The 22,201-nt window shown below is 40.7% G+C and carries 38 protein-coding genes and 1 tRNA gene; 35 read left to right on the forward strand and 4 right to left on the reverse strand.

Translation table 11 applies throughout. The annotated features are described in order from the left end of the window. The first annotated feature begins 146 nt into the window (after positions 1-146). Positions 147-293 carry a hypothetical protein gene (locus tag AB5618_RS08665; protein WP_202187723.1) on the forward strand — a complete coding sequence of 49 codons (147 nt, stop codon included), beginning with the start codon at positions 147-149 and terminating at the stop codon, positions 291-293. On the opposite strand, the gene AB5618_RS08670 is transcribed toward AB5618_RS08665, so the two are convergent. After that, on the reverse strand, positions 290-691 hold the full coding sequence (locus AB5618_RS08670) for a helix-turn-helix domain-containing protein (protein ID WP_368366662.1): 402 nt from the start codon (positions 689-691) through the stop codon (positions 290-292). The genes AB5618_RS08665 and AB5618_RS08670 overlap by 4 nt on opposite strands. Positions 692-847: 156 nt before the next feature. On the opposite strand from AB5618_RS08670, the gene AB5618_RS08675 reads away from it, so the two are divergent. After that, complete coding sequence (locus AB5618_RS08675; protein ID WP_368366663.1) at positions 848-1,201, forward strand: hypothetical protein; 354 nt, start codon at positions 848-850, stop codon at positions 1,199-1,201. Here the strand turns inward: AB5618_RS08675 and AB5618_RS08680 are convergent. Beyond that, positions 1,166-1,327 (reverse strand): hypothetical protein, encoded by a 162-nt coding sequence (locus tag AB5618_RS08680; protein ID WP_368366664.1) that lies wholly within the window; start codon positions 1,325-1,327, stop codon positions 1,166-1,168. The two genes, AB5618_RS08675 and AB5618_RS08680, sit on opposite strands and share 36 nt — an antisense overlap. Before the next feature lie 106 nt (positions 1,328-1,433). Here AB5618_RS08680 and AB5618_RS08685 point away from each other — a divergent pair, with 106 nt between their 5' ends. After that, entirely contained in the window at positions 1,434-1,580 is a 147-nt protein-coding gene (locus AB5618_RS08685; protein WP_173771043.1) for a hypothetical protein, read from the forward strand. A 178-nt stretch (positions 1,581-1,758) separates the two neighbouring features. On the opposite strand, the gene AB5618_RS08690 is transcribed toward AB5618_RS08685, so the two are convergent. Next, on the reverse strand, positions 1,759-1,917 hold the full coding sequence (locus AB5618_RS08690; RefSeq protein ID WP_368366665.1) for a hypothetical protein: 159 nt from the start codon (positions 1,915-1,917) through the stop codon (positions 1,759-1,761). A gap of 115 nt (positions 1,918-2,032) precedes the next feature. Between AB5618_RS08690 and AB5618_RS08695 the strand changes: the two genes are divergently transcribed. From AB5618_RS08695 to AB5618_RS08705, 3 genes are all read left to right on the forward strand, one after another. After that, entirely contained in the window at positions 2,033-2,212 is a 180-nt protein-coding gene (locus AB5618_RS08695; RefSeq protein WP_368366666.1) for a hypothetical protein, read from the forward strand. 72 nt (positions 2,213-2,284) lie between these two features. After that, on the forward strand, positions 2,285-2,458 hold the full coding sequence (locus AB5618_RS08700) for a hypothetical protein (RefSeq protein ID WP_195409008.1): 174 nt from the start codon (positions 2,285-2,287) through the stop codon (positions 2,456-2,458). Positions 2,459-2,730: 272 nt separating this feature from the next. Further along, complete coding sequence (locus AB5618_RS08705) at positions 2,731-3,111, forward strand: helix-turn-helix transcriptional regulator (RefSeq protein WP_368366667.1); 381 nt, start codon at positions 2,731-2,733, stop codon at positions 3,109-3,111. Positions 3,112-3,128: 17 nt separating this feature from the next. Here AB5618_RS08705 and AB5618_RS08710 read toward each other — a convergent pair whose 3' ends face one another. Beyond that, complete coding sequence (locus AB5618_RS08710) at positions 3,129-3,452, reverse strand: hypothetical protein (RefSeq protein ID WP_256144596.1); 324 nt, start codon at positions 3,450-3,452, stop codon at positions 3,129-3,131. Positions 3,453-3,666: 214 nt separating this feature from the next. Between AB5618_RS08710 and AB5618_RS08715 the strand changes: the two genes are divergently transcribed. The 29 genes from AB5618_RS08715 to AB5618_RS08855 all read left to right on the forward strand — a co-directional run bounded on the left by AB5618_RS08715 (position 3,667) and on the right by AB5618_RS08855 (position 22,201). Further along, positions 3,667-3,870: a hypothetical protein gene (locus tag AB5618_RS08715; RefSeq protein ID WP_195992127.1), complete on the forward strand. Its 204-nt coding sequence runs from the start codon at positions 3,667-3,669 to the stop codon at positions 3,868-3,870. Positions 3,871-3,891: 21 nt separating this feature from the next. Then, positions 3,892-4,113, forward strand: a complete 222-nt coding sequence (locus AB5618_RS08720; protein ID WP_173718572.1) for a hypothetical protein — start codon at positions 3,892-3,894, stop codon at positions 4,111-4,113. A gap of 169 nt (positions 4,114-4,282) precedes the next feature. Next, the gene (locus AB5618_RS08725) at positions 4,283-5,044 is read left to right on the forward strand and encodes a hypothetical protein (protein WP_256144544.1); all 762 of its coding nucleotides are present in this window, start codon (positions 4,283-4,285) and stop codon (positions 5,042-5,044) included. 19 nt (positions 5,045-5,063) lie between these two features. Then, complete coding sequence (locus AB5618_RS08730; RefSeq protein ID WP_368366668.1) at positions 5,064-5,489, forward strand: RNase H family protein; 426 nt, start codon at positions 5,064-5,066, stop codon at positions 5,487-5,489. Next, the gene (locus tag AB5618_RS08735) at positions 5,479-5,703 is read left to right on the forward strand and encodes a hypothetical protein (RefSeq protein WP_368366669.1); all 225 of its coding nucleotides are present in this window, start codon (positions 5,479-5,481) and stop codon (positions 5,701-5,703) included. The genes AB5618_RS08730 and AB5618_RS08735 overlap by 11 nt, the downstream gene beginning before the upstream one ends. An 18-nt stretch (positions 5,704-5,721) precedes the next feature. Beyond that, positions 5,722-6,528, forward strand: coding sequence for a ParA family protein (locus AB5618_RS08740; RefSeq protein WP_368366670.1), 807 nt, complete (start codon positions 5,722-5,724; stop codon positions 6,526-6,528). Then, a complete protein-coding gene (locus AB5618_RS08745) occupies positions 6,528-8,978 on the forward strand; it encodes a ParB/RepB/Spo0J family partition protein (RefSeq protein WP_368366671.1) in 2,451 nt (816 codons plus the stop codon). The genes AB5618_RS08740 and AB5618_RS08745 overlap by 1 nt, the downstream gene beginning before the upstream one ends. After that, on the forward strand, positions 8,975-9,430 hold the full coding sequence (locus AB5618_RS08750) for a hypothetical protein (RefSeq protein ID WP_227199010.1): 456 nt from the start codon (positions 8,975-8,977) through the stop codon (positions 9,428-9,430). Before AB5618_RS08745 ends, AB5618_RS08750 begins: the two co-directional genes overlap by 4 nt. A gap of 296 nt (positions 9,431-9,726) precedes the next feature. After that, positions 9,727-9,975, forward strand: coding sequence for a hypothetical protein (locus tag AB5618_RS08755; protein ID WP_227199009.1), 249 nt, complete (start codon positions 9,727-9,729; stop codon positions 9,973-9,975). Between the two features lie 54 nt (positions 9,976-10,029). Beyond that, a complete protein-coding gene (locus AB5618_RS08760; protein ID WP_347160865.1) occupies positions 10,030-10,860 on the forward strand; it encodes a hypothetical protein in 831 nt (276 codons plus the stop codon). Beyond that, on the forward strand, positions 10,857-11,288 hold the full coding sequence (locus tag AB5618_RS08765) for a single-stranded DNA-binding protein (RefSeq protein WP_270433104.1): 432 nt from the start codon (positions 10,857-10,859) through the stop codon (positions 11,286-11,288). Before AB5618_RS08760 ends, AB5618_RS08765 begins: the two co-directional genes overlap by 4 nt. A 34-nt stretch (positions 11,289-11,322) precedes the next feature. Next, positions 11,323-11,658, forward strand: a complete 336-nt coding sequence (locus AB5618_RS08770; RefSeq protein ID WP_227199006.1) for a hypothetical protein — start codon at positions 11,323-11,325, stop codon at positions 11,656-11,658. Continuing rightward, entirely contained in the window at positions 11,655-11,903 is a 249-nt protein-coding gene (locus tag AB5618_RS08775; protein ID WP_118581635.1) for a hypothetical protein, read from the forward strand. The genes AB5618_RS08770 and AB5618_RS08775 overlap by 4 nt, the downstream gene beginning before the upstream one ends. Positions 11,904-11,940: 37 nt before the next feature. Next, on the forward strand, positions 11,941-12,390 hold the full coding sequence (locus tag AB5618_RS08780) for a hypothetical protein (protein WP_227199005.1): 450 nt from the start codon (positions 11,941-11,943) through the stop codon (positions 12,388-12,390). A gap of 197 nt (positions 12,391-12,587) precedes the next feature. Next, positions 12,588-13,133 carry a hypothetical protein gene (locus AB5618_RS08785; RefSeq protein ID WP_118581748.1) on the forward strand — a complete coding sequence of 182 codons (546 nt, stop codon included), beginning with the start codon at positions 12,588-12,590 and terminating at the stop codon, positions 13,131-13,133. Between the two features lie 329 nt (positions 13,134-13,462). Beyond that, positions 13,463-13,672: a hypothetical protein gene (locus AB5618_RS08790; RefSeq protein WP_118581644.1), complete on the forward strand. Its 210-nt coding sequence runs from the start codon at positions 13,463-13,465 to the stop codon at positions 13,670-13,672. Between the two features lie 16 nt (positions 13,673-13,688). Continuing rightward, a complete protein-coding gene (locus tag AB5618_RS08795) occupies positions 13,689-14,009 on the forward strand; it encodes a hypothetical protein (RefSeq protein ID WP_270432841.1) in 321 nt (106 codons plus the stop codon). After that, complete coding sequence (locus AB5618_RS08800) at positions 13,981-14,406, forward strand: DUF1492 domain-containing protein (protein WP_270432842.1); 426 nt, start codon at positions 13,981-13,983, stop codon at positions 14,404-14,406. Before AB5618_RS08795 ends, AB5618_RS08800 begins: the two co-directional genes overlap by 29 nt. Before the next feature lie 107 nt (positions 14,407-14,513). Then, positions 14,514-14,585: transfer RNA gene (locus AB5618_RS08805), tRNA-Ile, on the forward strand. Positions 14,586-14,747: 162 nt separating this feature from the next. Then, positions 14,748-15,110, forward strand: a complete 363-nt coding sequence (locus AB5618_RS08810; protein WP_233456074.1) for an HNH endonuclease — start codon at positions 14,748-14,750, stop codon at positions 15,108-15,110. A 97-nt stretch (positions 15,111-15,207) separates the two neighbouring features. Then, the gene (locus AB5618_RS08815; protein WP_173718553.1) at positions 15,208-15,690 is read left to right on the forward strand and encodes a phage terminase small subunit P27 family; all 483 of its coding nucleotides are present in this window, start codon (positions 15,208-15,210) and stop codon (positions 15,688-15,690) included. After that, on the forward strand, positions 15,687-17,453 hold the full coding sequence (locus tag AB5618_RS08820; protein WP_195379780.1) for a terminase large subunit: 1,767 nt from the start codon (positions 15,687-15,689) through the stop codon (positions 17,451-17,453). The genes AB5618_RS08815 and AB5618_RS08820 overlap by 4 nt, the downstream gene beginning before the upstream one ends. Before the next feature lies 1 nt (position 17,454). After that, positions 17,455-18,711 carry a phage portal protein gene (locus AB5618_RS08825; RefSeq protein WP_227199001.1) on the forward strand — a complete coding sequence of 419 codons (1,257 nt, stop codon included), beginning with the start codon at positions 17,455-17,457 and terminating at the stop codon, positions 18,709-18,711. 1 nt (position 18,712) lies between these two features. Then, positions 18,713-19,531 carry a head maturation protease, ClpP-related gene (locus AB5618_RS08830; RefSeq protein ID WP_227199000.1) on the forward strand — a complete coding sequence of 273 codons (819 nt, stop codon included), beginning with the start codon at positions 18,713-18,715 and terminating at the stop codon, positions 19,529-19,531. Between the two features lie 27 nt (positions 19,532-19,558). Further along, the gene (locus tag AB5618_RS08835) at positions 19,559-20,800 is read left to right on the forward strand and encodes a phage major capsid protein (RefSeq protein ID WP_295260703.1); all 1,242 of its coding nucleotides are present in this window, start codon (positions 19,559-19,561) and stop codon (positions 20,798-20,800) included. 10 nt (positions 20,801-20,810) lie between these two features. Continuing rightward, positions 20,811-21,098: a hypothetical protein gene (locus AB5618_RS08840; protein ID WP_256144541.1), complete on the forward strand. Its 288-nt coding sequence runs from the start codon at positions 20,811-20,813 to the stop codon at positions 21,096-21,098. Beyond that, positions 21,088-21,435, forward strand: coding sequence for a hypothetical protein (locus tag AB5618_RS08845; RefSeq protein ID WP_173719572.1), 348 nt, complete (start codon positions 21,088-21,090; stop codon positions 21,433-21,435). Before AB5618_RS08840 ends, AB5618_RS08845 begins: the two co-directional genes overlap by 11 nt. Beyond that, the gene (locus AB5618_RS08850) at positions 21,432-21,857 is read left to right on the forward strand and encodes an HK97-gp10 family putative phage morphogenesis protein (protein ID WP_295260706.1); all 426 of its coding nucleotides are present in this window, start codon (positions 21,432-21,434) and stop codon (positions 21,855-21,857) included. The genes AB5618_RS08845 and AB5618_RS08850 overlap by 4 nt, the downstream gene beginning before the upstream one ends. After that, complete coding sequence (locus AB5618_RS08855; RefSeq protein WP_227198996.1) at positions 21,854-22,201, forward strand: phage tail protein; 348 nt, start codon at positions 21,854-21,856, stop codon at positions 22,199-22,201. Before AB5618_RS08850 ends, AB5618_RS08855 begins: the two co-directional genes overlap by 4 nt.

A 22,201-nucleotide genomic window follows, 5' to 3' on the forward strand; every position in this document is an offset into this window, starting at 1 on the left:
AATCCCTCTATTTATCGTATAATAAGTATAAAAGATAATGCTTGACGAACAAATGTTTGTAAAATATATTGCACTTCAAATATAAATGGTGTATATTTAAAAAACAAACAAACGTTCGAATAAACAAGAACGGAGGGGTTATACATATGAGGAAAGTGGAAGAAACAAAGCAGTATATCAATGAAATGCTGGCCAAGCTGGATGAATCAGATGAAATATTTTTAAAACAATTGTGTGTGATCATCCGAAAACACTTAGACCGTAAACATCTCGGAGAGAAGAGGGGGCGTTAGCCCTCTTTCTTTTTGCTTAAATTTTCCACTAACTTCTTACTGGCTTCCTGGAGTACTTTCTGGCTGGCCGGAGAAAGCTCATTATATGTCTGAACAATCTCAAGGATAATTCCGAAAAATGGATTATCTCGCCCGTCTTCCAGCAGATCGCTGACCAGAGCAGAAACCTCTTCTTCTTCAGAAAGCTTCTGGGGCATATCACCGTCTCCGGTTCGCAGCCATTCCTCATCTACACTAAATTCACGGCAAATAGATTTCAGCATCTGTTCGGTTAAGTTCCTTTTGCCATTTACCACATAAGAAATAGCAGTTTTAGTAACGCCTAAACGTTCTCCGAACTGATCCATGGTCAATTGGGATTTTTTACGAACCTCATTGACTCGTTCACCTTGTGTCACGTTTTCACCTCCATTTCTTTTTATAATCACAGAATAGCACCGATAATATAGATTGTCAATACAAAAAGTAAACAGAGGTAACAAAAAATGGTTGACAAAAGGAGCAAAGGTAACTATAATGATAACAAAGGTAACAGAAAGTGAGGTGAGAAAGAGATGAAATTATTTGGATTTAGAATCAATTCAGGAGAAATCAAAGATGTCAGAGAAATAGAGAAAACATTAGAGAGCATTGAAGAAAAGAAAAATAAAATAATAGATCTTGCAGGACAACTTAGTACTCTGACAGAAATTAAATTCAAATATTCAGCAGATGGGAGTATTGAAAAGAAATTTGAGGTAGATGGATTTGAAATGGATAAGATCTTGGGAAATATGCGAGTAGCTCAGATGCAAATTGTAGCCAGCTATAAAAGTCTGGAAGCACTTGGCATGATAGAAATTACCCCTGCTCCAAAGAACAGGGGGAAGACACTACTTGGAAAAAGCATCCAAGAGTTCTTTGGCTAGTTGTGCAATGTCGGATCTGAGCTTTTGAAGATCAGACTTGGTAGCAGGTGCGTTGCCATCATAGACGGCAGAAAGAGAAGCTTCAGTAAAGTGTTCTATAGATTTAATCGCTTGTTTTTTATCCATGGTAGTTTGCTCCTTTCATAATACTCGGGCATGGCAGTGCCCTGTATCTAAAGGATAGGAGAGAATAAAAAGAAAGTCAAGTTTGACAGAAAGGTAGGCGAAAAATATGACCAAAGAAAAGAAAGAGCGTATCACAGTAATCGTACAGAATCTGAAACAGATGGATATTGTAAGCCTCAAGTTGATGGAGAATAACTCAGAACTCCTGAGAGCCAGAGATGCAATGGAAGTAGAAACCCAGAAAGCAGGATAACAGAAGCGAGGTGAAAAGATGGAAAGTGACCGAGACAGGAGATTTGCGCTTGAAGGATTTGTAAGATATCACGATGACAGAATCTGGAAGCAGACGCAAAAGCTTGTCAGAGAAGAAAAAGAAGCAATAACCAAAATGGCAGTTACCCTTACTGCAATAAGAATAACTGCCATGCTGCTTATCTCTTGGTTTGCGCTTCATAAGTTTTCAGGACAGTAGAAGCAACTTCATGTACTGCATTGACAAATTCATCCTTGGAAAGTTCGTCAGCAGAGGAGTGATAGATTTCGTTGATCATTTCGTGACTGAACAGATCAATGACTTCGTGAATTGTCATATAAAGAACTCCTTTCATAATACTCAGGCATGGCAGTGCCCTGTACCTAAAGAATAGGAGAAAAGAAATAAAAAGTCAATGTAATTGGAGAAGTAGCAGAAAGCGAGGTGAGAAGATGGAAAGAGTGCATTTCGATGAAAATGAAAATCGGCGTGATTGCATTGGTGGAAAAATCAAAAAGAAAGACCATGAAATGGACAAAATAAGAAGCAATTGCCGCCAATCAATAATTATTTCGTTGGCAGCAGCTGTAGTGAGCGTGGCAGCGTTAATGATTAACATAGTATTTGGATAATCACCGAAAAGAAATAAAAAGTCAATGTAATTGGAAAAGTAACAGGGAAGCGAGGGGAGAGAGATAGGATTTATGCTTGCAGAAAAACAGAACTATGAAATATGTGAAGCAATAATTGAGATGTTCCATAAAAAAGAAATATCTGTAGAGCAATCCTATGCGATTTTAGATTATGTAAAAAGGAAAATCGCACAGGACACAAAAGTTGGTGAATTAGTCAAAATTAGCTACGAAGATTTTTTATAGCTTCAGAAACAGCCTGAATTGCAGTTTCATCAGCGCAACAGACAAAAGCGGCTAATTCACATTGAGCTGTATTTCCATTATTCAAAGCTATATTATGCGGAACATGAAAAATACAGTCAGGACGGCACTCATTATTAATGAGTGGACAAAATGTAAGTTTATTCATTGGCATTTGCTTTCCTTTCTACATACTCAGACATGGCAGTGTCCTGTAACTCAAGAATAGGAGAGCGGATAAGAAAAGTCAATAAAAGAAAGCGAGGAAAAATAAAATGTTAACTAATATTGAAACAGAAAGAGTTCGAAAAGGGCTGACGCAGGAGCAGATTGCTTCGCAATTAGGAGTATCTCACAAAACATATTACAACTGGATTAATGAAAAGAAAGATATTCCAAGCCAAAAGTTGAAAAAGATGTCTCAAATGTTCAAAACGAACATGGAGTACTTGTTGGGAGAAGAGCAGAAAAGGGTTTTATATCTTTGTGATGGAAATGTTCCAACCTGCAAGAAAAATACATGTTACAAAAATCCAAAGAGAAAGGGTGATTGTCCACCATGTACTTATACAAAAGATGTGGCACATGCTTTAAATTTTCACAAAACATCGGAGCATGTACATGCAGCATATTATGAGAATGGCCAGCCGGAATAAGGCGGCTGGCCAAAAACTCATTTGAACTGTGCCAGGAACTCAAGGACACTCTTAAGACCATTTTTAAATTTGTTTTCCATGTAAATGATTGTCTTATCGGTGAGCTTGATCTCATTGGCAAGATCTTCGCCAGGTTCGCAAGTGATGTATCCGGCAGAAGCAAGTGACCAGCAAAGAGAAGATACATGATCAGAATCAGAGTCGGGACAGAAATGATCCATAACTACATCTGAATTAGCAAAGTAATTTGCTTCGTCAAAGGATACAGCGGGCTGACGGCTTAAAACTTCTTTGTACATAGAGGTAAGAAGTTTCTGCTGTTCCCTGGTTAAATCATCCATAGTGATTCCTCCTTTCTATTTAGGGTAGGGAAATCTTAACACAGTATGAAATAAATTACCATAGAAAGGAAAAAAGTAGAGATATATCGACAGAAAACGAGGTGAGAGAATGAAGCTACAAACAATTTCATTAGTAATTTCAATAATCGCATTAGTTTTGGCTATAGCGAAAGCTGCTGGTTAAAAGTGATGGGAAGAAAAGGATGGTGTAAAGATGGAACATATAAAAATCGTATGCAAAATACCTCATGAGATAGCACTGCAGGATGGCTTCTTGAGCAAACTCATTAGAAAAATGGAGAGACAGGTGAAAAACACCAGAAAGAGCCCTCATATGACAATCGAAATCACATGGGGGCAGCAGGATCAATCAGAGGTTATTTCAAATGTACCGATTACGGATTTATCAATGGAATAATAAGAAAGCAGGATGCGAAAAATGAACACAGGAAAAATATTGACAACTGAAGCTGCTGCAATTCTCAACACGTCCCCGCAGTTTGTACGTGTTGCGATGCAGCAGGGAAAACTGCCGATTGGAATAGCGATTAAGATGTCCACCAAGTGGACTTATAACATCTCTGGAAAGCTTCTGACAGAATACAGCGGAAAAGATGTTGAAAAAGAGCTGGAACAGATCAGAAAAAAGAAAGTTATGTAAACTAAAGAAAAGAGCCGATGCAAGGGGTGCATCGACTCAGGTCCATATGTAATCAACCAATTACATAATATCATTGGGCCACTAAAAAGTCAAGAATGTAAGAAAAATCAGGGGTGAAATTCCCCTGTTTAGTACTCGATTAAGATATTAAACTTAGGAGCCTTTTGGTATGAAAACAAAGCGTAAAATCTGGTATCTGCAGAAGAAGGATATCCTGTATGTGGAAGAGAATCATGATGGCAAGTATGGAGCTAAGGGGAAGGAGAGACTGCCTAAGAGAAAGCTCACTCCTGAAGATGTTCAGAGAGTAAACGCCTGGAATAAATCCAAGAGGGCAAGACTCAGACTGATGGAATATTTTTCACCAGGTGATCTGTGGGTGACATTTACATACAAGCCAGAGAACAGACCTCCAGATATGGACACTGCCAAGAAGCAGTTTTTGAAAATGATGGACAAGCTAAGAAAGATTTACAGGAAAAAAGGCAGGGTGCTCTTCTGGATCCGGAACATTGAGCGGGGGACGAAGGGAGCCTGGCATATACATTGTATTATCAACGATATTGGAAATACGGCAAGTCTTGTTGAAAGGGCTTGGCCCTATGGTGGAGTATATGTAACTCAGATCAGGAAGAGTAAGTGCCCGGAAGAGGATTTCCAGAAGCTGGCTGATTACATCACAAAGGATGAGAAAACCAGGGAAAAGAAAAAAGACGGAACCCTGGCAAAGCCCAGACTTAGTGAAGCAAACTACAGCCATTCCAGGAACATGCCGCTTCCAGAGCCAAAGCCAGAGGAGCTGAAACGTTGGCCTAAGAAAGTGAAGCCTAAGAAAGGCTACTACATAGCAGAGCTCTTTGAGGGGAAAAATCCGGTAACTGGGTACAATTACCGCCATTACACATTGATCAGATTGAACAGACGAATTTAAAGAAAGGGGGAATCAAGCTGTGAAAGTCAATATTTATCTGGAAACAGATAAACAGTGCCAGGCGAGAGTTCAGCGCAGATACGGATATGTAATAGAAGCCGTGTACGCTGGCAGGACTGAGACCAGAGAAGGGTTCGGAAATAGTAGTAGTACATATCATCAGTGTAACTTACAGGCACTTATAGAAGCCCTTTCGAGATTTCGTTCTACATGTGAGATTTGCATATATACCAGAGATACCTTCGTGACATCCAGAGTATTGAGAATCTCAGATCTGGCAGCAGATGCCTTTAAAGATACAAAGGGAAAAGATATCAAAAATGCAGATGAATGGAAAAAGGTCTATGAAGTAATCAACCGGTTGAAACTGAAAGTTTCTTCGTTGGCCGGAGTACATTCATATTCGCAATGGCTCCAGGAGGAGATGATAAAACGTGGAAACTAAAGAATTGTGGGGAAAAGGATGGAGTTTGCGCACAGAACAGGATCCAAGGGCAATGACATATCTTGGAACAATAACAAAATCAGGAATACATTTTCACTATTACAGAGATGATGATGGAGAAATCTATTTTGATAATGAACCGGAAGATGGGAAGCCTGATTGGATGGAAAGAGCAGACAGAAAATTGAGAAATAGGGCACATAAGAAAAAATAAAAAGAAAAGAGGAAGAGTATGAGAACAATTGCAGTGATTAATTTAAAGGGTGGCGTGGCCAAGACCGTTACCACCAATAGTGTTGCCTATATTCTGGCAAGCCAGGGGAATAAAGTGCTTATTGTGGATAACGATAAGCAGGGAGATGCATCAAGAGGATTGAACTGCAGAACACAGGATGGAGAGGGAATAGATCGGATCATGACTGCAAGGCACCCGGAAGACTGGATGAAAAAACTGATCAGACATACGGAATTCCATAACATGGATGTATTGCCGGCAAATATGCGTCTTTTGATGGCTAACCAGGAAGTAATGTTCGATCAGACACGACCGCAGCAGTATAGGATAAAAAATGCACTGGCATGTGTGGCTGATCAGTATGATTTCTGCATAATTGACAATGCACCGGATATCAACGTATCAACGATCAATGCTCTGACAGCCTGTGATGATGTTTTGATTCCGGTAGAAATTGATGATAACACAACGGAAGGACTTCCGGAACTGGTGAATCAGATTGGTTATACAAAAGAGGAACTGAACCCAGAATTGAAAAATTATTGGGTCTTTATCACAAAATATGACAAAAACAACCTTGCACAGGCACAGGGAACAGAAATGATAGAGGCAGCAGGGTATCCAATGCTTAAGACGAAGATAAGATATTCCAGAAAAGTATCAGAGAGTACTTATGCAAGAAAACCTATCCCTTTGTATTCCGCGCGTTCTTTAGCCGCAAAAGATTATGAATGCCTGGTGAAAGAGTATCTGGTGGCAGCAGGAGTTATGATGGATAAATGGACGGAAGGGAGGAAAGCCTGATGGCATTCAATCTGGCCGACATGGTAAATAATCGTAAAAAGCCCACGGAGACTGAGAATATCAGTGATACAGTGTATCGGGATGTGTTTGAACTGGAGCCATCGAAAGAGAATTTCTATTCCACAGATCCGGAGAAACTGCAGGGATTGAAGAACTCAATTCTTCTATTTGGGGTTATGCAGGACGTTCTGATTGAGGACGTGGATGGTAAAGACAGGATCATATCAGGGCACTGTAGGACAATGTGCTGCAGGATGCTTGTGGAAGAGGGACATGAAGAGTTTCGGAAGATTAACTGTAAATATACAAAAGTGAATCTGAATACAGAAAAGTTCCCAGAAGATAAAGATGGAAAAGTGGAACAGCTGATCAATAAGCTGGGAATCATCCAGGCGAACCGGTTCCGTGAAAAAAGTGATTGGGAGAAAATGCAGGAGGCGCTTATCACAGAAGAGGTAATTAAGGAACTTCGTGATCTGGTTGACCTGCAGGGGACAACCAGAAGCATGGTACAGGCAACTCTCGGAACATCAGGGACACAGTTAGAAAGATATCATGCAATCCAGAAAAAATTAAGTCAGGAGTTCATGCAAGAGTTTCAAAATGGAAACATCAATATATCTGTGGCAAGGGAACTGACAGATCTGGATGAGAAACACCAGGATGAGGCTCTGGGGTTGTACAGAAAGAATGAAACAATTACGCTACCAGAGGTTAAAGCTTTGAAAGAAAAACAGGAAGTAGGACGTCAGATTCCTGGACAGCTGACACTTGATGAAGCAATTGGACGAAGAAGACCTCCGGAAGATGGAACGGTAATTGATGTTGACATTCAGATCGAACGATTCTTTGAAAGCTTAAAGAAATCAACAACAGAACGAATTCAAAGGCGGGATAAGAACATGTCCATTTATATGCTCAGCATTATATACAATGATGTGCGGATCAGAAATGGATATTTGAATTATCAGGGAAAATCAAATGGAATTCTGTTTAATCCTGGTAGTGGGGATGAAAAGTTGATTACATGGCAGCAGTTGGCTGAAACACTGATAGAGAAGTATGGAAAGAAACAAAAAGCGGTGAAGCTTGCACCTATGCCAGAACCACAAAAAGAATGTCCATACTATGATGCAAACGAAGTATTTCTGCCGGACATAGCAAGGATGATAAAGGTATTTCTTGAGGATGTTTATCTCAAAATGTATGTAGGAGCAACCAGACGCTTCAGTGCAATGGGAGCAGAGTTTGCAGTAGTACAGAGAACAAAAGAGAAAGATTTTGCATTTTACAATGAAAAAGGGGAGAAGGTCTGCCATGTATCAGCAGAACGTATGAAAGAAGAATATAGTAAAAGAGTGGTAGATGCTGCTGACATAAAAAAACCATCTGAGAAAGAGAAAAAATATCTTGATAATCTAACCAGAAAGCTGATAGGTGATTTTGATGAGTGGTTAAAACAGGACTTCCACAAAAGGGTGTTAAATGTAGTGACAAGCCCGGATGAGTTAAAAGAAAAAATAGGCAGCAGAAGAACATGGTGGTTCGATACTGGGCTTGGAATCGCACATGCTAATTTGTTTGATGATTATGTGCAGATTTGGGATGAGAGTAATAAATGCCTTGGAAACTATGACTGGTTTTATCTTGCAACTTCCATTCAGAAAATGTGGAATGAGATTGCTATGGAGAAAGCAGAAGCAGCCCAATCCAAAATAGTGGAAGAGACAGCAGAAAATGTGTCCGAGTCGGACATGTCAAAGCGCTGCCAACCGGCAGCAGAAAACGCGGATGAAAGGCAGCAGGATCTGGATCAAAGCGAGCAAGATTTATTGCCTGAGATTAGTGATCTTGTACCGGATGCTTGGCCGGATGATTTGAAAGATATTCCGGTTCCGACTCTGGAAAATATTTTGAGATATTTAAAGAAAGAAGAAAAAGACCTGGAAGAAATAAAGTTCGTGGCAGCAGAAGAATCAGGATTCCCAGTTAATGTATTACAGAAAGCCCAGATGAACGTGGCAGGACTGAGATTGCTTAGAAATCTGATAAGCACATGTCTGGACTCAGATGAGAGAGCCAAAGAAGAAACATCGGAGAAACTGCCGCTTCCTGTTATGAAAAATAATGATCAGCGTAAGGAATGGCTGAGAAATTATAAGGATTGGGGACTTTGGTATACAGATGAACATATTGGCGCCAGATACTACAAATATGATTTTGCAAATGGTGCAAGACTTATTGCAGAAGAATATGATCGGGACACTGTTCACAGCCAGTGGGTATCAGATAATACAGAATCATATTACATGCATTTGATTGGAGGACCTGAACCGGAAAGAAAATCAGGAATACCTAAATGGACACAGCATGGAAGATACAATAAATTCCCAAATAGTGAAAGCGAATTGGTTGAATTCTTAAAGGAAGTACAGAGGGAAAGCAAATGAACAGGGCAGAAATGAGACGTAAGGCCAGAGAACAGGAAAAATGCAGACTTCCATTGAACTTTAAGATGCAGCTTGGCCAGGTTGCAGGACTGACAGGGCAGCAGGCAATGATCTTGCAGAATTACCTAAAAGCGAGAGAGGATGAAATAACGGAGCAGGCAACGGACGCCTGCATCCGTGAAGCTCAGGAGAAACTGGAACGGGCAGAAGATTATATAACGATCACAAATATAATCATCTCTATTTACGCGATAAAGTTTTCATGGGGATTCACGAAAGCAAATAAAAAATTCCTGGATAATTGGAAATCAGCAATGGAGTATGTGAATCGCATAGGAGTGGCAAAAACTTATGAATATGCAAAAAGAGATATGGATATTGAAGTAGAGTTTGAAGATCTGGCAAATTATAACATTTATGAAGAACTGGGGCTTAACAGAGAAAAGGTGTAAAAGATGAAGTTAAGGATACTGAAAAAGAAATATAAAAAAATGTATGGGAAGAAACCGCCAGAACAGATGAAGAAGAGAATCATCAAGTCAATGATAAGACAATCGGAATATATAAAGATCAAGGCTATAGATCAGAATGCGAAAGAGTATTGTACACGCGTAGGGACTGCTGAAATTAAAAAAGTACTACTTGCGTTGATTAAAGCTGTCCGGAAAGAAATGATAGAATATGAACGGAATACGGAGAATCTTGTTAATACAACACGAATATTGGCTGAAAGGAGAAAAATACGGAAATGAAGATTAGAACACAGGGAAATCAGCTGATAGATATGACTGAAAAAGAAACGACTACAGTTCTCACACCAACCGGATCATATCAGATACTGGCACATACTAAAGACAAAAAGAAAGGAACTATCCTGGGAGAATATAGCACAGAGCCAAAGGCTGTTCGTGTTCTCTGTGCCATACAGGTTGCAGCTCGGCATCCAGAGAAAATCAAAATCTTTAAAATGCCATCAGATGCAGAGGTGATACTGTGAAAGAGTATAAAAACAAAATAAACGAATTAGATGCACAAATGAAAGGGAAGAAAAATGAAAGAGGGTAATATGGTATTTGATATTAATGGAGAATTTATTACGGAAATTACAAGGGAATGGTTTCACACAGGCGAGAAAAGTTATGAGACCATAATGGAAATTCTCATGGATAGCATGACTGGAACAGATAAACCAGAGGCGCAGATAAGGAGATATGCTGAGGACATTCTGCTTGGTCGCGCTGCTCTGAAGGGGGGCACGGCAGCAGGGACATATCATCTTGAAATATACGAACCGGGAGAAGAAGAGCAGATGCCGCAGAGAATGAACATCTGGAAAGAAATCGAAAGACGAAAGAAAATAGAGAAAGACCTGCGGAGGATGATTGAACGGTGGGATGTTGCAATGGATCACATATCGGAAAGTACACAGAGAGAAATCCGAAAGGAACTCGGAGAAGAGACTGCGGAGGATAGACAGCAGGATGCACTCGACAGTCTCATGGAACGAATGATGGATGAAGAAAATCACACCACAGAGGATTATGGATGGTTAGAGCCGGACGGAACTTTTCACGGAGCGGAATGGGGAGAGCATCAGGAATGGGCGCAGAATTACATGAACGAAAAGTTGCCGGAGGAAGCAATGGACAGAGACATTGACTTGCAGACAAAATGCAATGTCGGCCTGATCGGAGCAGGAGACTGGCTCGTCGAAAGAGGGTGGGTTCTCTTACACAATCCGAGTCGAGGAATTGCTTTTCCGACAAAGAATCCGGTCAAAGAGTACACAAAGGCACAGAAAGAGTTCCTGTATGACTATTACATGGAAAGAGATTGCAAAAAAGAGGCGAACGCAATATGGAAGGAGAGCGATAAGAGATGAACAAAGTAATTTTAATGGGGCGTCTTACCAGAGATCCAGAGGTGAGATACACCCCAGGGGAAAATTCATTTGCAATTGCCAGATACACACTGGCAGTAGATAGGAAGATCAGAAAAGATGGAGATGCAACTGCAGATTTTATTAATTGTGTAGTGTTTGGAAGATCTGCCGAGTTCGCGGAGAAATACTTCCGAAAAGGATTGAAGATTACAATCGAAGGCCGTATTCAGACCAGAAGTTATACCAACCGTGATGGACAGAAAGTTTATACGACAGAGGTTGTTGTGGAAGAACAGGAATTTGCAGAAAGCAAAGGCTCTGGATCTGGCAGCAGTCAGCATAATGTTCCACAACAATCACCAGATGTGGGACCTGATGGTTTCATGAATATCCCGGATGGAATTGAAGAGGAACTGCCATTTAGTTAATGTCCGACTCGGACAAGATGAAAGAAGGAAAAATATGAGCGGACTTAAATTTCCAAAAGAAGAAACGAAGAAAAAAAAGATGTCCCATCCGGCAAGCATTCTTGGAAGCCGGAAAGGAAGATGTTATCTGTGCGGACGGTACACACAGACCGAAGAGCATCATATTTTTGGCGGACCTAACCGAACATTATCCGAACAATATGGATTAAAAGTAGACCTGTGCCTGGAATGCCACCAGTTCGGAGCACATGCGGTACATAAAGACCAGGCGGTAATGGATGAGCTTCACAGACTGGGACAGGAAGCCTTTGAGAGCCAGATTGGCAGCAGGGAACAGTTCCGGAAGATATTCGGGAGAAACTGGCTATGACATTATATGAGATTACAGAAAACATAACAGAAGAGCCAGAAGAGGCTGTAACCATAAAGGAAGCATCCAAAAGGCTGAACCGGACAGTCGGGAGTCTGTACGGTGCCGCAGCTGAGGGAAGACTGATAAACGGCAGATACTATCTAAGAGCCGCAGACCGGACACTCAGCAGAAACAAAGACCGGAACCTGCTCCTGGAATACGATCTGGTCCGGCAGAAGCTGCTGAAGAAGGGCAGAGGATAATCAAAATGAATGCCTAATAACGAAGAGGTGAAAGAGTATGACCAGAGCAGAAAGAAGGCGCCAGGCAAGGATGCAGGAAAAATGTCAGGTGCCATTAAACCTTAATCTTACAGTGGCCCAGGTATCAGGGATGACCGGGCAGCAGGCTTCTATATTGCAAACATACCTGAAAAGGATGGAACAGCAGACAACAGAAACTGCAACAGACGCTGTGATCAGAGAAGCCCAGGAAAAACTGGAACGTGCAGAGGACTATATTACCGTAACCAATATAATTATTTCTCTGTATGCGATTAAGCTTTCGTGGGGATTTACAAAAGCAAACAAAAAATTCCTAAAGAACTGGAAAGCAGCAATGGATTATGTAGACCGGATCGGAGTTGCAAAAGCTTATGAGCTTGCACAAAAGGAGATGGACATTGATGTAGAGTTTGAGAATCTGGCAAATTATAACATTTATGAAGAGATGGGATTTAACAGGGAATAGGTACGAGGGGTGATGGAAAATGAATAGCAAGATGGAAGATAGAACCTGTAAGACCTGCAGGCACAATGACGATCTTCTATGTGACAAGAAAGGAATCTGGATCAGAGATGACCATAGTTGCAATAAATGGGAAGCGCAACCGTGGAAGCAGTGGGAAAAAAGCATAATGTCCAAATTCCTTAAAACGAGGTGAGAAAATGACAAGAGCAGAAACAACCAAATTCCTTGGACAACTACTTGTATCTACTCGTATTGGTGGAGCTGGTTCGCACTGGGCCAGCGAGGTTAGCATTGATCCATGGACATCAAAGGCAAAACGAGTGGATTATATGGAGTTTTGCCCGGCAAATCAATACTCTGTATCCGGAATAGAAAAAGGCATATTCACTTGCTATGAGATTAAAAGTTGTAAGGAAGATGTTTATAGCGGTAATGGTTTGAATTTCTTTGGAGAAAAGAACTATATAGTAACTACGATGGAGTGTTACAAAGAAATTCAGCCAGATTTTAGAAGTGGTAAATTTGCTAATTACATGCGCGAAAAACACCCAGATTCATCAATTTATTACGGAGTTATGGTTCCTATTCCGTTCTGGGGAGAAGCAGCGGAAGAATTTAAAGATCCCACACCATTAAGCGAGGACAGAAACTGGAAGCTGGAAATCGTATTGCCATGCAGGCAGGGTATAAGAATAAAATCCATGACAGAGTTGCTGTTTTGTATGCTGCGGAGCGGACATTGAGGAGGAAATCAAAAATGGTTGATTTATTAATAGCATTTGGCATTGGAACTGTGCTTGGAGCATTTGGTGTATTACTATGGGCGTCATGTGCGATAAAAAAACAGAAAAAGCAGAGGAATGATGATATATGAGTAGGGGAAAGAAAATAGCGAAGGAAAATATTAATACAGAGCAGGCAGCAGTCACAAATCAAGAGCTGCTGTGTGCAATAAAGACAGTAAGCAGGTACTGTGCGGAACACCCACATTGTGTACGCTGCGCCATGATTAGCCATTGCGGATCCACACTACCGCGTGAATGGGATTTTTCAGAACTGGAGGAATTGCGGAATGGATAAGGACACATTACAAAAGGCAAAAGAGTTGGAGCGGGATGTTAAAAGTATTACGCGGATTCTGGAAGAACATGATAAACATCATTGGGTACAAGTTGTTTCTCCAAAAACTGATGATGGACAGTCAAAGCGATTCCAGAATGATCTTGCAGAATGGTTAAGGCAGCAAAAAGAAATATATGAAAAGGAACTGGCAGACTTGTAGGAGGTGAAAGCTTGTAATGAACCATGAAAAATATAAAGACCCAACAGCTGAGTGGGCGATAGCTGAAGCAGAGAAATGGGAGCGACAGCAGAGAAGACTGGAAGAGAAACATGGAATCAAAAGAGGGGATATTATTCAGATCATACAAACCAGTTATGCTTCTGGTGACGGGAAGATCATCACCCAAAAGGTGAAAGCCAGGATAAAAGCATTATATCCCCATGTAGTGCAATTACAATTACCAAATGGCATAACCAGATCACCTACATACTGGGAACTGGAACGGCTGAAAACAGGAGGTGATACCGATGGACAGGAGATTGCAGGAAGAAAATGAAAAGAAAAAGGAATATTTAAAATCATATCAGAGAGCAGTCAAAAGAGAGCGGGACATCCTGGAAGAAATCAAAAGATTAAGAGCTGATAAGATGTTCCCTTCTGTAGTAAATGATGGTATGCCAAAGGGCAGCAGTCAATCTGATTTGTCTGATTATATTGCAATACTGGATGAGCAGATTGAACTGTTAAAGAAAGAACGGTTAAAAAAAGTTCAACAATATCGGAAGATTGAAAATCAGATCCGCAAAATGCATTCAGAAGATGAACGGAAAGTTCTGCGCTTACGCTATATAAAGGGCTTAAAATGGGATGATGTAGCAACAGAGATGGGCTATGGATGGACACAGGTACATAGGCTGCATTCATCAGCATTGAAGAATTTTAAGATGGTATAGAATGGTATACTTGATTCGTGTTATAACTATAATAGATTCAGATGGATGAATCAAATATCAATCGGTTGCACCCTTACTTGTCAGGCACTATGGCTTGGCAGGTATATCGGAACATAGCTCAGTGGTAGAGCAGCTGGCTTATATCCAGCGTGTCGGTGGTTCGGTTCCATCTGTTCCGACTCGGTTAGTACCGCCGATATAATGGTACAATACTGACTCATACATACTTCCACAAACGTCTGGCAGGCACGGCCGGGCGTTTTTTATTGGAGAAAAAGATGATATATAAGAGATGTGGCAGGTGCGGAAAAAGAATTCCGTCCGGCAGCAGGTGTCCCTGCATGAAACAAAGAGATAAAGAACGCTATCGGATATATGATCAGAATGCCAGAAATCAGAAAAGCAAAACATTTTATGATTCAAGGGAATGGCAGCTGACAAGATCTGATATTCTCAGTGCTTGCGGGATTGATGTGTATGTCTACATGACGGAAGGAGTAATTCTGGCAGCAGATACAGTGCATCATATTATTCCGTTAAAAGAAGCATGGGATAAACGATGCGATAAGCAGAATCTGATGCCATTACATCACGATACACATTCAAAAATTGAGCAGATGTATAAAAAAGAGAGACCAGTGATGGAAAAAAAGCTTGCAAAAATGCTTGTGGATTTTTATACACAGACGGGAGGGGCGGTCTGAAAAGTTTTCAGGAAATGCCGTCGTCCCCGCCTGCCCTATAGCTTGCGCAAAATTCTAAATACTCATAAAAAGTTGGCAAAGGAAGGAGGGAGGATGAATGGGAAGACCGAGGAAGCCGCTGACAGAGCAGCGGGGAAATCTTACTGTGATCACAATGCAGACCAGGGAAGCAGAAGAAGACAGTGTGACTACGGACAAAAATCAATTAAAACGTCCTCCTACCTGGCTAATTGATAATGTGGCAAAAAAAGAGTGGCGCAGGATTGTCAAGGAACTGGAAAAGATCAATCTGATCGGGAACCTGGATCGTAACAATCTGGGCGGTTACTGTAATGCTTTTGCTAACTATGTTAAGGCTACAGAGATATTGAAAGATCAGACTTATTACATTGATCGAGAGACCAGGAATGGCGTTATTGTGGTGAAAAATCCAATGGTTGATATTCAGCGCACATACGCAGAGGAAATGAGAAAATTTGCTTCCCTGTGTGGACTCACTATTGACGCCAGACTAAAAGCTGCAGCAGTGAAGTCTGATAAGACAAGGGAAGCTATCACAAATAAATTTGGCAATATATGACCATCAAAGAAGAACTGATAGATTACGCCAACCGTTGTCTGGCCGGGGAAGAAATATCAGGGAAAAAACATAAATGGGCTTGTATGCGCTTCCTTAGGGATTGCAAGAAAGAGGATGCAAAGAATGTACAGGCTAATGTATGGCCTTATCATTGGGATGAAGAGGAAGCATCAAAAATTGTAGACTGGTTTTCTATGCTACGGCATTCTAAAGGTGACCTTGCAGGACAGCCGATCAGCTTGACGATATGGCAGAAATTTAATCTGTGCCAACTTTACGGATGGCGCGAAGATATTACCGGTTATAAAAGGTTCAAACAGTCTTTTATTGAGGTTGGAAGGAAAAATGCCAAGTCTCAGATGGAGGCTGGTGTAGCCTTATATGAAATATCAGTTATGGCTACGAGAAATGAAGAAAATTACGAATATTATACTGCTGGAACCAAGAGGGATCAGTCGAAGATTATTTTGAATGAAGCTAAGCTCATGCTGAATAAATCTCCACTGAAACCTCTTTTTAAAATCACCAGGGATGCTGTAATACACAGAAAAACTGGAAGCTTCATAAAGGCATTGTCGAAAGAGGATGGCCAGAATGGAGATGGAACCAATCCGGCCGGACTGATTTTGGATGAATACCATCAGCATAAGACTACTGAGTTTTATGATCTTGGTCTTGGAGCAAACACCAAAGAGCCATTGCTGATGATTATTACAACTGCAGGGATGGATCTTACTTATCCATGTTATGTGCAGGAGTATCAATACTGCTCTAAGATACTGGATCCGGATGTGGATGTGGAGAATGAAGAGTATCTGGTGGATATCTGCGAAGTGGATCCGGAGGATTATAAGGATGATATCCGTAACCTGGAAGATGAAAACATCTGGAAAAAAGCGAATCCGATTAGGATGAGCTATAAAAATGGCGCGGATAAGATCCGTACAGCCTGGCGGGTAGCCAAAGAAATACCGGAAAAGATGACGGCATTTCTCACAAAAATGTTGAATATCTGGGTTCAGGCAAAAGAAAACGGATATATGGACATGGCAAAGTGGAAAGCCTGCCAGGTTGATAAAATCCCTATTGATACTCATGGAATGAGTGTTTATGTGGGGTTCGATATGTCAGCCAAAATAGACCTTACATCTGTTACATTCGTAATTCCCTTTCTATCAGGCGAATTTGACAAGACTGGAAAAGAAATTGTGAAATACATACTGTATTCCCACTCTTTCATTCCGAATCGGGAGAAGTTGGCTGAAAGAAAGGCAAAAGATAAAGTGGATTATGATGCCTGGGAAAGAATGGGATTTATTACAGTGACAGATACTCCGATTGTAGACCAGAATGCAGTAATGCAATATGTATTGGATACATGTGCAGAGAATGACTGGAACATAGAATGTCTGTGCTTTGACCCTGCCAATGCAAGTAAGCTGATGATGGATCTATCAAACGAAGGTTATACAGTGGAGGAAGTTTTCCAGAGCCATAAACACTTGAATGAAGCTACTCAGGGATTCCGTGAGCAGGTATATTGCGGAAATGTCCTGTACGAATACAATCCTGTATTGAATTTTGCAATGAGCAATGCAGTGATCAGAACCAACCAGGGACTGATTAAGATAGATAAAGATGCTACAACAAAAAGAATTGACCCTGTGGATTCTACCTTGTGTGGATTTAAGCTGGCAATGTATCATGAATTCGGATCCAGCTACCAGGAGGGAATAGATCAATTTTTGGAAAGTGACTGGTAACATGAACATATTAGACAGATTAAAAAATGCATGGAATGCAATGACGCGACCAACGGTAGACATGGATGACGATGATCTGAAAGAATGGCTGGGAATAACTGGTACTAATCCAGATGTTGAGAAAGAGGTGACATATTACACCTGCTTAAAAATGCTCAGCGAAACCATGGGAAAAGTGCCGTTAAAGTACTACCAGGAAACGCCTAAAGGTCGGATCAGGGCAGAGCCGAGCAAGATTACCAGGCTTCTGACTGTGAGACCGAACACGATAATGACACCCACAACTTTGTGGACTACTACAGAGATGAACTGTCAGCATTATGGAAATGGCTATATCTGGATGCGTGGTACCTTTGAAAGAGAAAAATATGGAGGACATTACAAAGTCCTGGATCTTTGGCCAATGCAGGCGGATTGTGTGACTGTATATATGGATGATGTTGGTGTGTTTGGAGGAAAAGGGAAACTGTATTATCAGTACAATGATCCCAAGACCGGTGAACAGTATTTGTTCAGATCCAGTGAGGTTATGCACTTTAAAACCTGGTATTCCTTAAATGGAATTATGGGAAAATCTGTGCGGGAAATTCTGCAAGATACCGTGGGTGGAGCATTGGAAAGTCAGAATTTTATGAATAACCTTTATCGTCAGGGACTAAGTGCAAGCATGGCATTACAGTACGTGGGTGATTTGGAAGAGAGCAAGATAAAAGCACTGCAGAAAAAATTTGCAGATAAACTGTCAGGCCCGAAAAATGCAGGAAGGGTAATACCTGTCCCAATCGGACTACAGCTTACTCCACTGAAAATGAATCTGACTGACGCACAGTTTTTCGAATTAAAAAAGTATTCCGCACTTCAGATTGCCGGAGCATTCGGTATTAAGCCGAATCAGATCAATAATTATGAAAAATCCAGTTATTCAAACAGTGAAACCCAGCAGTTGGCTTTTTTAGTTGATACCGCTTTGTACAGACTAAAGATGTATGAAGAAGAGATTAATGCGAAAGTTCTGAGCTTGAAAGAGGAAGAAAATGGATTTTTTTATAAGTTTAATGAGAAGGCAATTTTGAGGACTGATACAAAGACACAGATGGAAATGCTAAAAGATGCTGTAAACAATGGAATATACAAGCCAAATGAAGCGAGGAGATATCTGGATATGCCGGATGATCCGGATGGCGATAAGCTCATTGTGAATGGAAATTATATTCCGCTTGAAAAAGTTGGAACACAGTACACCAAAGGAGGTGAGTAGAATGCCAGTATTACTGCTGAAAAACCAGAAAAAGAATGTAGGAAAATTGGAAATCTGCAATCAGACAGAAATCTCAGCAGATCTGAATATTTTTGGGGATATCGTATCTGATGACTGGGGAAAATGGTGTGATGATGATACCTGTCCTTCTGATATTTCAGATTTCCTGAAAAATCTGGAAGACATACAGGAGATTAACCTTCACATAAACAGTGGAGGCGGATCTGTATTTGCCGGAATTACCATTTATAACATGTTGAAACGCAATAATGCCAGGATTACCACCTATATTGATGGTATTGCGGCCAGTATTGCTTCTGTGATTGCATGTGCCGGTGATCGGATTGTGATTCCGGCAAATGGAACCTTTATGATTCATAAGCCTACAAATGGTTACTTTTTTACCAGTATGAACGCAGATCAGCTGAGAAAAGATGCAGATACTCTGGATATTTGCCAGAAAGCAATCCTGCAGACATACATGTCGAAGACAAAAGAAGGGGTTACAGAAGAGGAAATCAATAATCTGATCAACGCAGAGACCTGGATGGTCGGAAGTGATACTACTGATTATTTTGATTTTGAAGTGGAGGACAGTGTACAGGCAGCAGCTTGTACAAGTAATTACTTTGATGAGTATTCAAAGACCCCAAAAGCATTAAAGCAGCATGAAGAACCGGAAAATAAAACTCTGGATATTGACGCTATTGCAGATGCAGTTATGGAAAAAATCAAAGCAAAAGAGGCTAATCAGAGAAACCTGGAAAATGAAAAGATAAAGGCTGAATTATTGGGAGATCTTGACCGGTATGGTGTTTGATCTCTCTTTTTGAAAGGAGAAAAAGACGTGAACAAAGAATTATTAGACCTTCTGGAGAAGATTAACGCGAAAAAAGATGAAGTTAAGAACCTTGCCAATGAAGGAAAACTGGAAGAAGCAAAAAAAGCTAAAGATGAACTGAAAGAGCTTCAGGATAAATTTGATATTCTGAAAGACTTGGACGATGGAGCAGCCGTGCCGGAGAGTAAGGTTCCTGCAGGAACACCAAAAGATTCTACAGCAGAGTTTGCACAGGCTGCAAGAAATGGATTCCGTGTGAAGAATTCCATGAATGAAGGAACTGAAGCTGATGGTGGATATACTGTTCCGAATGATATCCAGACACGAATTAATAAATATAAAGAGGCAAAATTCTCTTTAGGACAGCTGGTACGAAAGGAAAGTGTTAAAACCGTAAAAGGATCCAGAACCTTTAAGAAGCGTTCACAGCAGACTGGATTCACCAAAGTTGGTGAAGGTGGTAAGATCGGTGCAAAAAATACTCCACAGTTTGAGCGTATTGATTATGAAATCAGTAAATATGCAGGATATTTTCCAGTGACCAATGAGCTCCTGGCTGACAGTGATGCAAATATCGCTTCTACACTTATTGAGTGGATTGGAGATGAAGCAAGAGTAACTGAGAATAATCTAATCATGGGTCAGATTAAGACCAAAAAAGAAGTAGAATTAAACGGATTGGATGATATTAAAAAAGTTCTCAATGTTACCCTCGGATCCGCATTTAAGCAGTCTTCCAGAATCATTACCAATGATGATGGATTACAGTATTTAGATACATTAAAAGATTCTACTGGAAGATACCTTCTTGCACCGGATCCAAAAGATACCATGCAGTTGCGACTTGCGGTCGGTGGTACATTCGTACCGGTCGAGGCAATCCCAAAAGGGGATTTACCAAGCACAGTGACATATGAGCAAACGAAAGATATTGATGTAAATGCCAAAAAAACTTATTACACAAAAGTGGAAGATGTATATACAGCAGTTGATGAGCCGAAAAAACAGGACATTGCAAATTATTATGAGGCCAGTGCGACAAAGATTCCGGTTATAATCGGAGATCTGAAAGAAGGTATCTGGTACTTTGACCGTGCAAAGACTACAATCATGACTTCCAATATTGCTTCAATCGGTGACCTTAATGCATTCGCGGAAGATCTGACTATTTATCGTGCTATCGAACGAGAAGACGTTAAGATAAGGGATAAAGAGGCGTTTGTAAATGCTTATCTTCTGCAGAAATGATGGTGAATAAATGCTGGAAAAAATAAAAAAAAGATGTGGAATTGCAGAAGGCGTTAAAGTGTATAACGAGGATATCAGCGTTTACATTGAAGATGCACTGGAGGACATGAAGACCTCCGGTGTGCCTTCTGATATTCTCAAGAAGGATACGGATGATCCGAGAGTCCTTACAGCTGTGACTTTATATGTAAAGGCATATCTTGGAAATGACCGCTCAGATACTCGAATGTATCTGGATCTGTACCGAAAAAAAGTTTTTCGCATGACACTGGAAGGAAGTGACCTGGATGTGGAATAAAAGTATTTCGCTGCCGGTAAAGAAAAATGATCCAACGATAAATGATAATGGAATCATGATGGAGGAAACATATGAATTTATCGGTGGTATTCCGGCAGACTTCCGCGACAGTACCAGGGATGATGAGGTTCTTGCGAAACAGAATGGTTATACAGCAGACCAGGTTGTTGAGATCATGGCGTGTAATTATTCTGGAGAATCATTCCTGGTGGATGAGTCTACAGGTGAAATTTATGATATAAAGCGCAGATATCAGAAAAATAAATCCATGAAGGTGCAGCTGACTTGTCAGATGCGTGAACGTGGGAAAGCACAGGTAGGACAATGGCAAGGATGACGATAACAGGTTTTGAAGATGTTGAAGAGATGTTGAATAAGCTGGCAAATCCTTGTGAAATGGCTGAAAAAGCAGTGAATAAGGCCGCCCCAATTGTCGAAAAAAACCTGAAAACACAGATCAGATCCGCAGCTAACAGAAGGGATAAATGCGGAAAACCGTATTCAACAGGCGAACTGGAAGCTTCCATAGCTGCTACAAACGCAAGAGACAATAGTCTCGGAGTGTTTGCTGTGGTAAAACCCAATGGAACTGATAAAAATGGTTTTAGAAATGCTGAAAAAATGGGTTATCTGGAATATGGTGTAAGGTCACACGGCCAGGAGCCAAGACCTGTACGCGCGGCAGCAGTAGCACAAAGCAAAAATGCAGTAATGCAGGTTATGGAAGAGGTAATTGGCGCGGAGGTGGACAAGCTGTGACAATAAATCAAAAGATAATAAATGCGTTGAAGCCTCTTGGCATTCCGGTGACATCAGATTTCTTTGGCGGTGGAAATAGTGAATATATTACCTTTAATTATGTGAAGGATGGTGCAGAACTGTTTGCGGACAATCAGCCTGTAGAGGATATATCCTTAATGCAGATTCATTATTTCCTGCCATCAACCAAGGATTACCTGGAAGCAAAAAGAAAAATTCGTAGAGTGATCCTGGAAGAAGGTGGAACGTATCCTGATGTAACCGTATTGATGGAACCAGATAATAAAACAAGACACATTGTATTCGAATGTGAATTTGAAAATGATTATGATATGGAGGAATAG

Origin of the sequence: Ruminococcus sp. J1101004sp1_RTP21198st1_B9_RTP21198_201120 (genome assembly GCF_040924245.1) — a bacterium.
Classification (GTDB): domain Bacteria; phylum Bacillota; class Clostridia; order Lachnospirales; family Lachnospiraceae; genus Blautia_A; species Blautia_A faecis.

Coding starts and splice junctions, on each gene's coding strand:
- AB5618_RS08755 (WP_227199009.1), top strand. CDS start 9,727: ATGAAGATTAGAACACAGGGAAATCAGCTGATAGATATGACTGAAAAA.
- AB5618_RS08685 (WP_173771043.1), top strand. CDS start 1,434: ATGACCAAAGAAAAGAAAGAGCGTATCACAGTAATCGTACAGAATCTG.
- AB5618_RS08675 (WP_368366663.1), top strand. CDS start 848: ATGAAATTATTTGGATTTAGAATCAATTCAGGAGAAATCAAAGATGTC.
- AB5618_RS08745 (WP_368366671.1), top strand. CDS start 6,528: ATGGCATTCAATCTGGCCGACATGGTAAATAATCGTAAAAAGCCCACG.
- AB5618_RS08680 (WP_368366664.1), bottom strand. CDS start 1,327: ATGGATAAAAAACAAGCGATTAAATCTATAGAACACTTTACTGAAGCT.
- AB5618_RS08740 (WP_368366670.1), top strand. CDS start 5,722: ATGAGAACAATTGCAGTGATTAATTTAAAGGGTGGCGTGGCCAAGACC.
- AB5618_RS08795 (WP_270432841.1), top strand. CDS start 13,689: ATGAACCATGAAAAATATAAAGACCCAACAGCTGAGTGGGCGATAGCT.
- AB5618_RS08810 (WP_233456074.1), top strand. CDS start 14,748: ATGAAACAAAGAGATAAAGAACGCTATCGGATATATGATCAGAATGCC.
- AB5618_RS08815 (WP_173718553.1), top strand. CDS start 15,208: ATGGGAAGACCGAGGAAGCCGCTGACAGAGCAGCGGGGAAATCTTACT.
- AB5618_RS08850 (WP_295260706.1), top strand. CDS start 21,432: ATGACGATAACAGGTTTTGAAGATGTTGAAGAGATGTTGAATAAGCTG.
- AB5618_RS08830 (WP_227199000.1), top strand. CDS start 18,713: ATGCCAGTATTACTGCTGAAAAACCAGAAAAAGAATGTAGGAAAATTG.
- AB5618_RS08790 (WP_118581644.1), top strand. CDS start 13,463: ATGGATAAGGACACATTACAAAAGGCAAAAGAGTTGGAGCGGGATGTT.
- AB5618_RS08770 (WP_227199006.1), top strand. CDS start 11,323: ATGAGCGGACTTAAATTTCCAAAAGAAGAAACGAAGAAAAAAAAGATG.
- AB5618_RS08820 (WP_195379780.1), top strand. CDS start 15,687: ATGACCATCAAAGAAGAACTGATAGATTACGCCAACCGTTGTCTGGCC.
- AB5618_RS08825 (WP_227199001.1), top strand. CDS start 17,455: ATGAACATATTAGACAGATTAAAAAATGCATGGAATGCAATGACGCGA.
- AB5618_RS08760 (WP_347160865.1), top strand. CDS start 10,030: ATGAAAGAGGGTAATATGGTATTTGATATTAATGGAGAATTTATTACG.
- AB5618_RS08705 (WP_368366667.1), top strand. CDS start 2,731: ATGTTAACTAATATTGAAACAGAAAGAGTTCGAAAAGGGCTGACGCAG.
- AB5618_RS08780 (WP_227199005.1), top strand. CDS start 11,941: ATGACCAGAGCAGAAAGAAGGCGCCAGGCAAGGATGCAGGAAAAATGT.
- AB5618_RS08775 (WP_118581635.1), top strand. CDS start 11,655: ATGACATTATATGAGATTACAGAAAACATAACAGAAGAGCCAGAAGAG.
- AB5618_RS08840 (WP_256144541.1), top strand. CDS start 20,811: ATGCTGGAAAAAATAAAAAAAAGATGTGGAATTGCAGAAGGCGTTAAA.
- AB5618_RS08690 (WP_368366665.1), bottom strand. CDS start 1,917: ATGACAATTCACGAAGTCATTGATCTGTTCAGTCACGAAATGATCAAC.
- AB5618_RS08665 (WP_202187723.1), top strand. CDS start 147: ATGAGGAAAGTGGAAGAAACAAAGCAGTATATCAATGAAATGCTGGCC.
- AB5618_RS08785 (WP_118581748.1), top strand. CDS start 12,588: ATGACAAGAGCAGAAACAACCAAATTCCTTGGACAACTACTTGTATCT.
- AB5618_RS08720 (WP_173718572.1), top strand. CDS start 3,892: ATGAACACAGGAAAAATATTGACAACTGAAGCTGCTGCAATTCTCAAC.
- AB5618_RS08750 (WP_227199010.1), top strand. CDS start 8,975: ATGAACAGGGCAGAAATGAGACGTAAGGCCAGAGAACAGGAAAAATGC.
- AB5618_RS08710 (WP_256144596.1), bottom strand. CDS start 3,452: ATGGATGATTTAACCAGGGAACAGCAGAAACTTCTTACCTCTATGTAC.
- AB5618_RS08845 (WP_173719572.1), top strand. CDS start 21,088: ATGTGGAATAAAAGTATTTCGCTGCCGGTAAAGAAAAATGATCCAACG.
- AB5618_RS08765 (WP_270433104.1), top strand. CDS start 10,857: ATGAACAAAGTAATTTTAATGGGGCGTCTTACCAGAGATCCAGAGGTG.
- AB5618_RS08715 (WP_195992127.1), top strand. CDS start 3,667: ATGGAACATATAAAAATCGTATGCAAAATACCTCATGAGATAGCACTG.
- AB5618_RS08700 (WP_195409008.1), top strand. CDS start 2,285: ATGCTTGCAGAAAAACAGAACTATGAAATATGTGAAGCAATAATTGAG.
- AB5618_RS08800 (WP_270432842.1), top strand. CDS start 13,981: ATGGACAGGAGATTGCAGGAAGAAAATGAAAAGAAAAAGGAATATTTA.
- AB5618_RS08725 (WP_256144544.1), top strand. CDS start 4,283: ATGAAAACAAAGCGTAAAATCTGGTATCTGCAGAAGAAGGATATCCTG.
- AB5618_RS08695 (WP_368366666.1), top strand. CDS start 2,033: ATGGAAAGAGTGCATTTCGATGAAAATGAAAATCGGCGTGATTGCATT.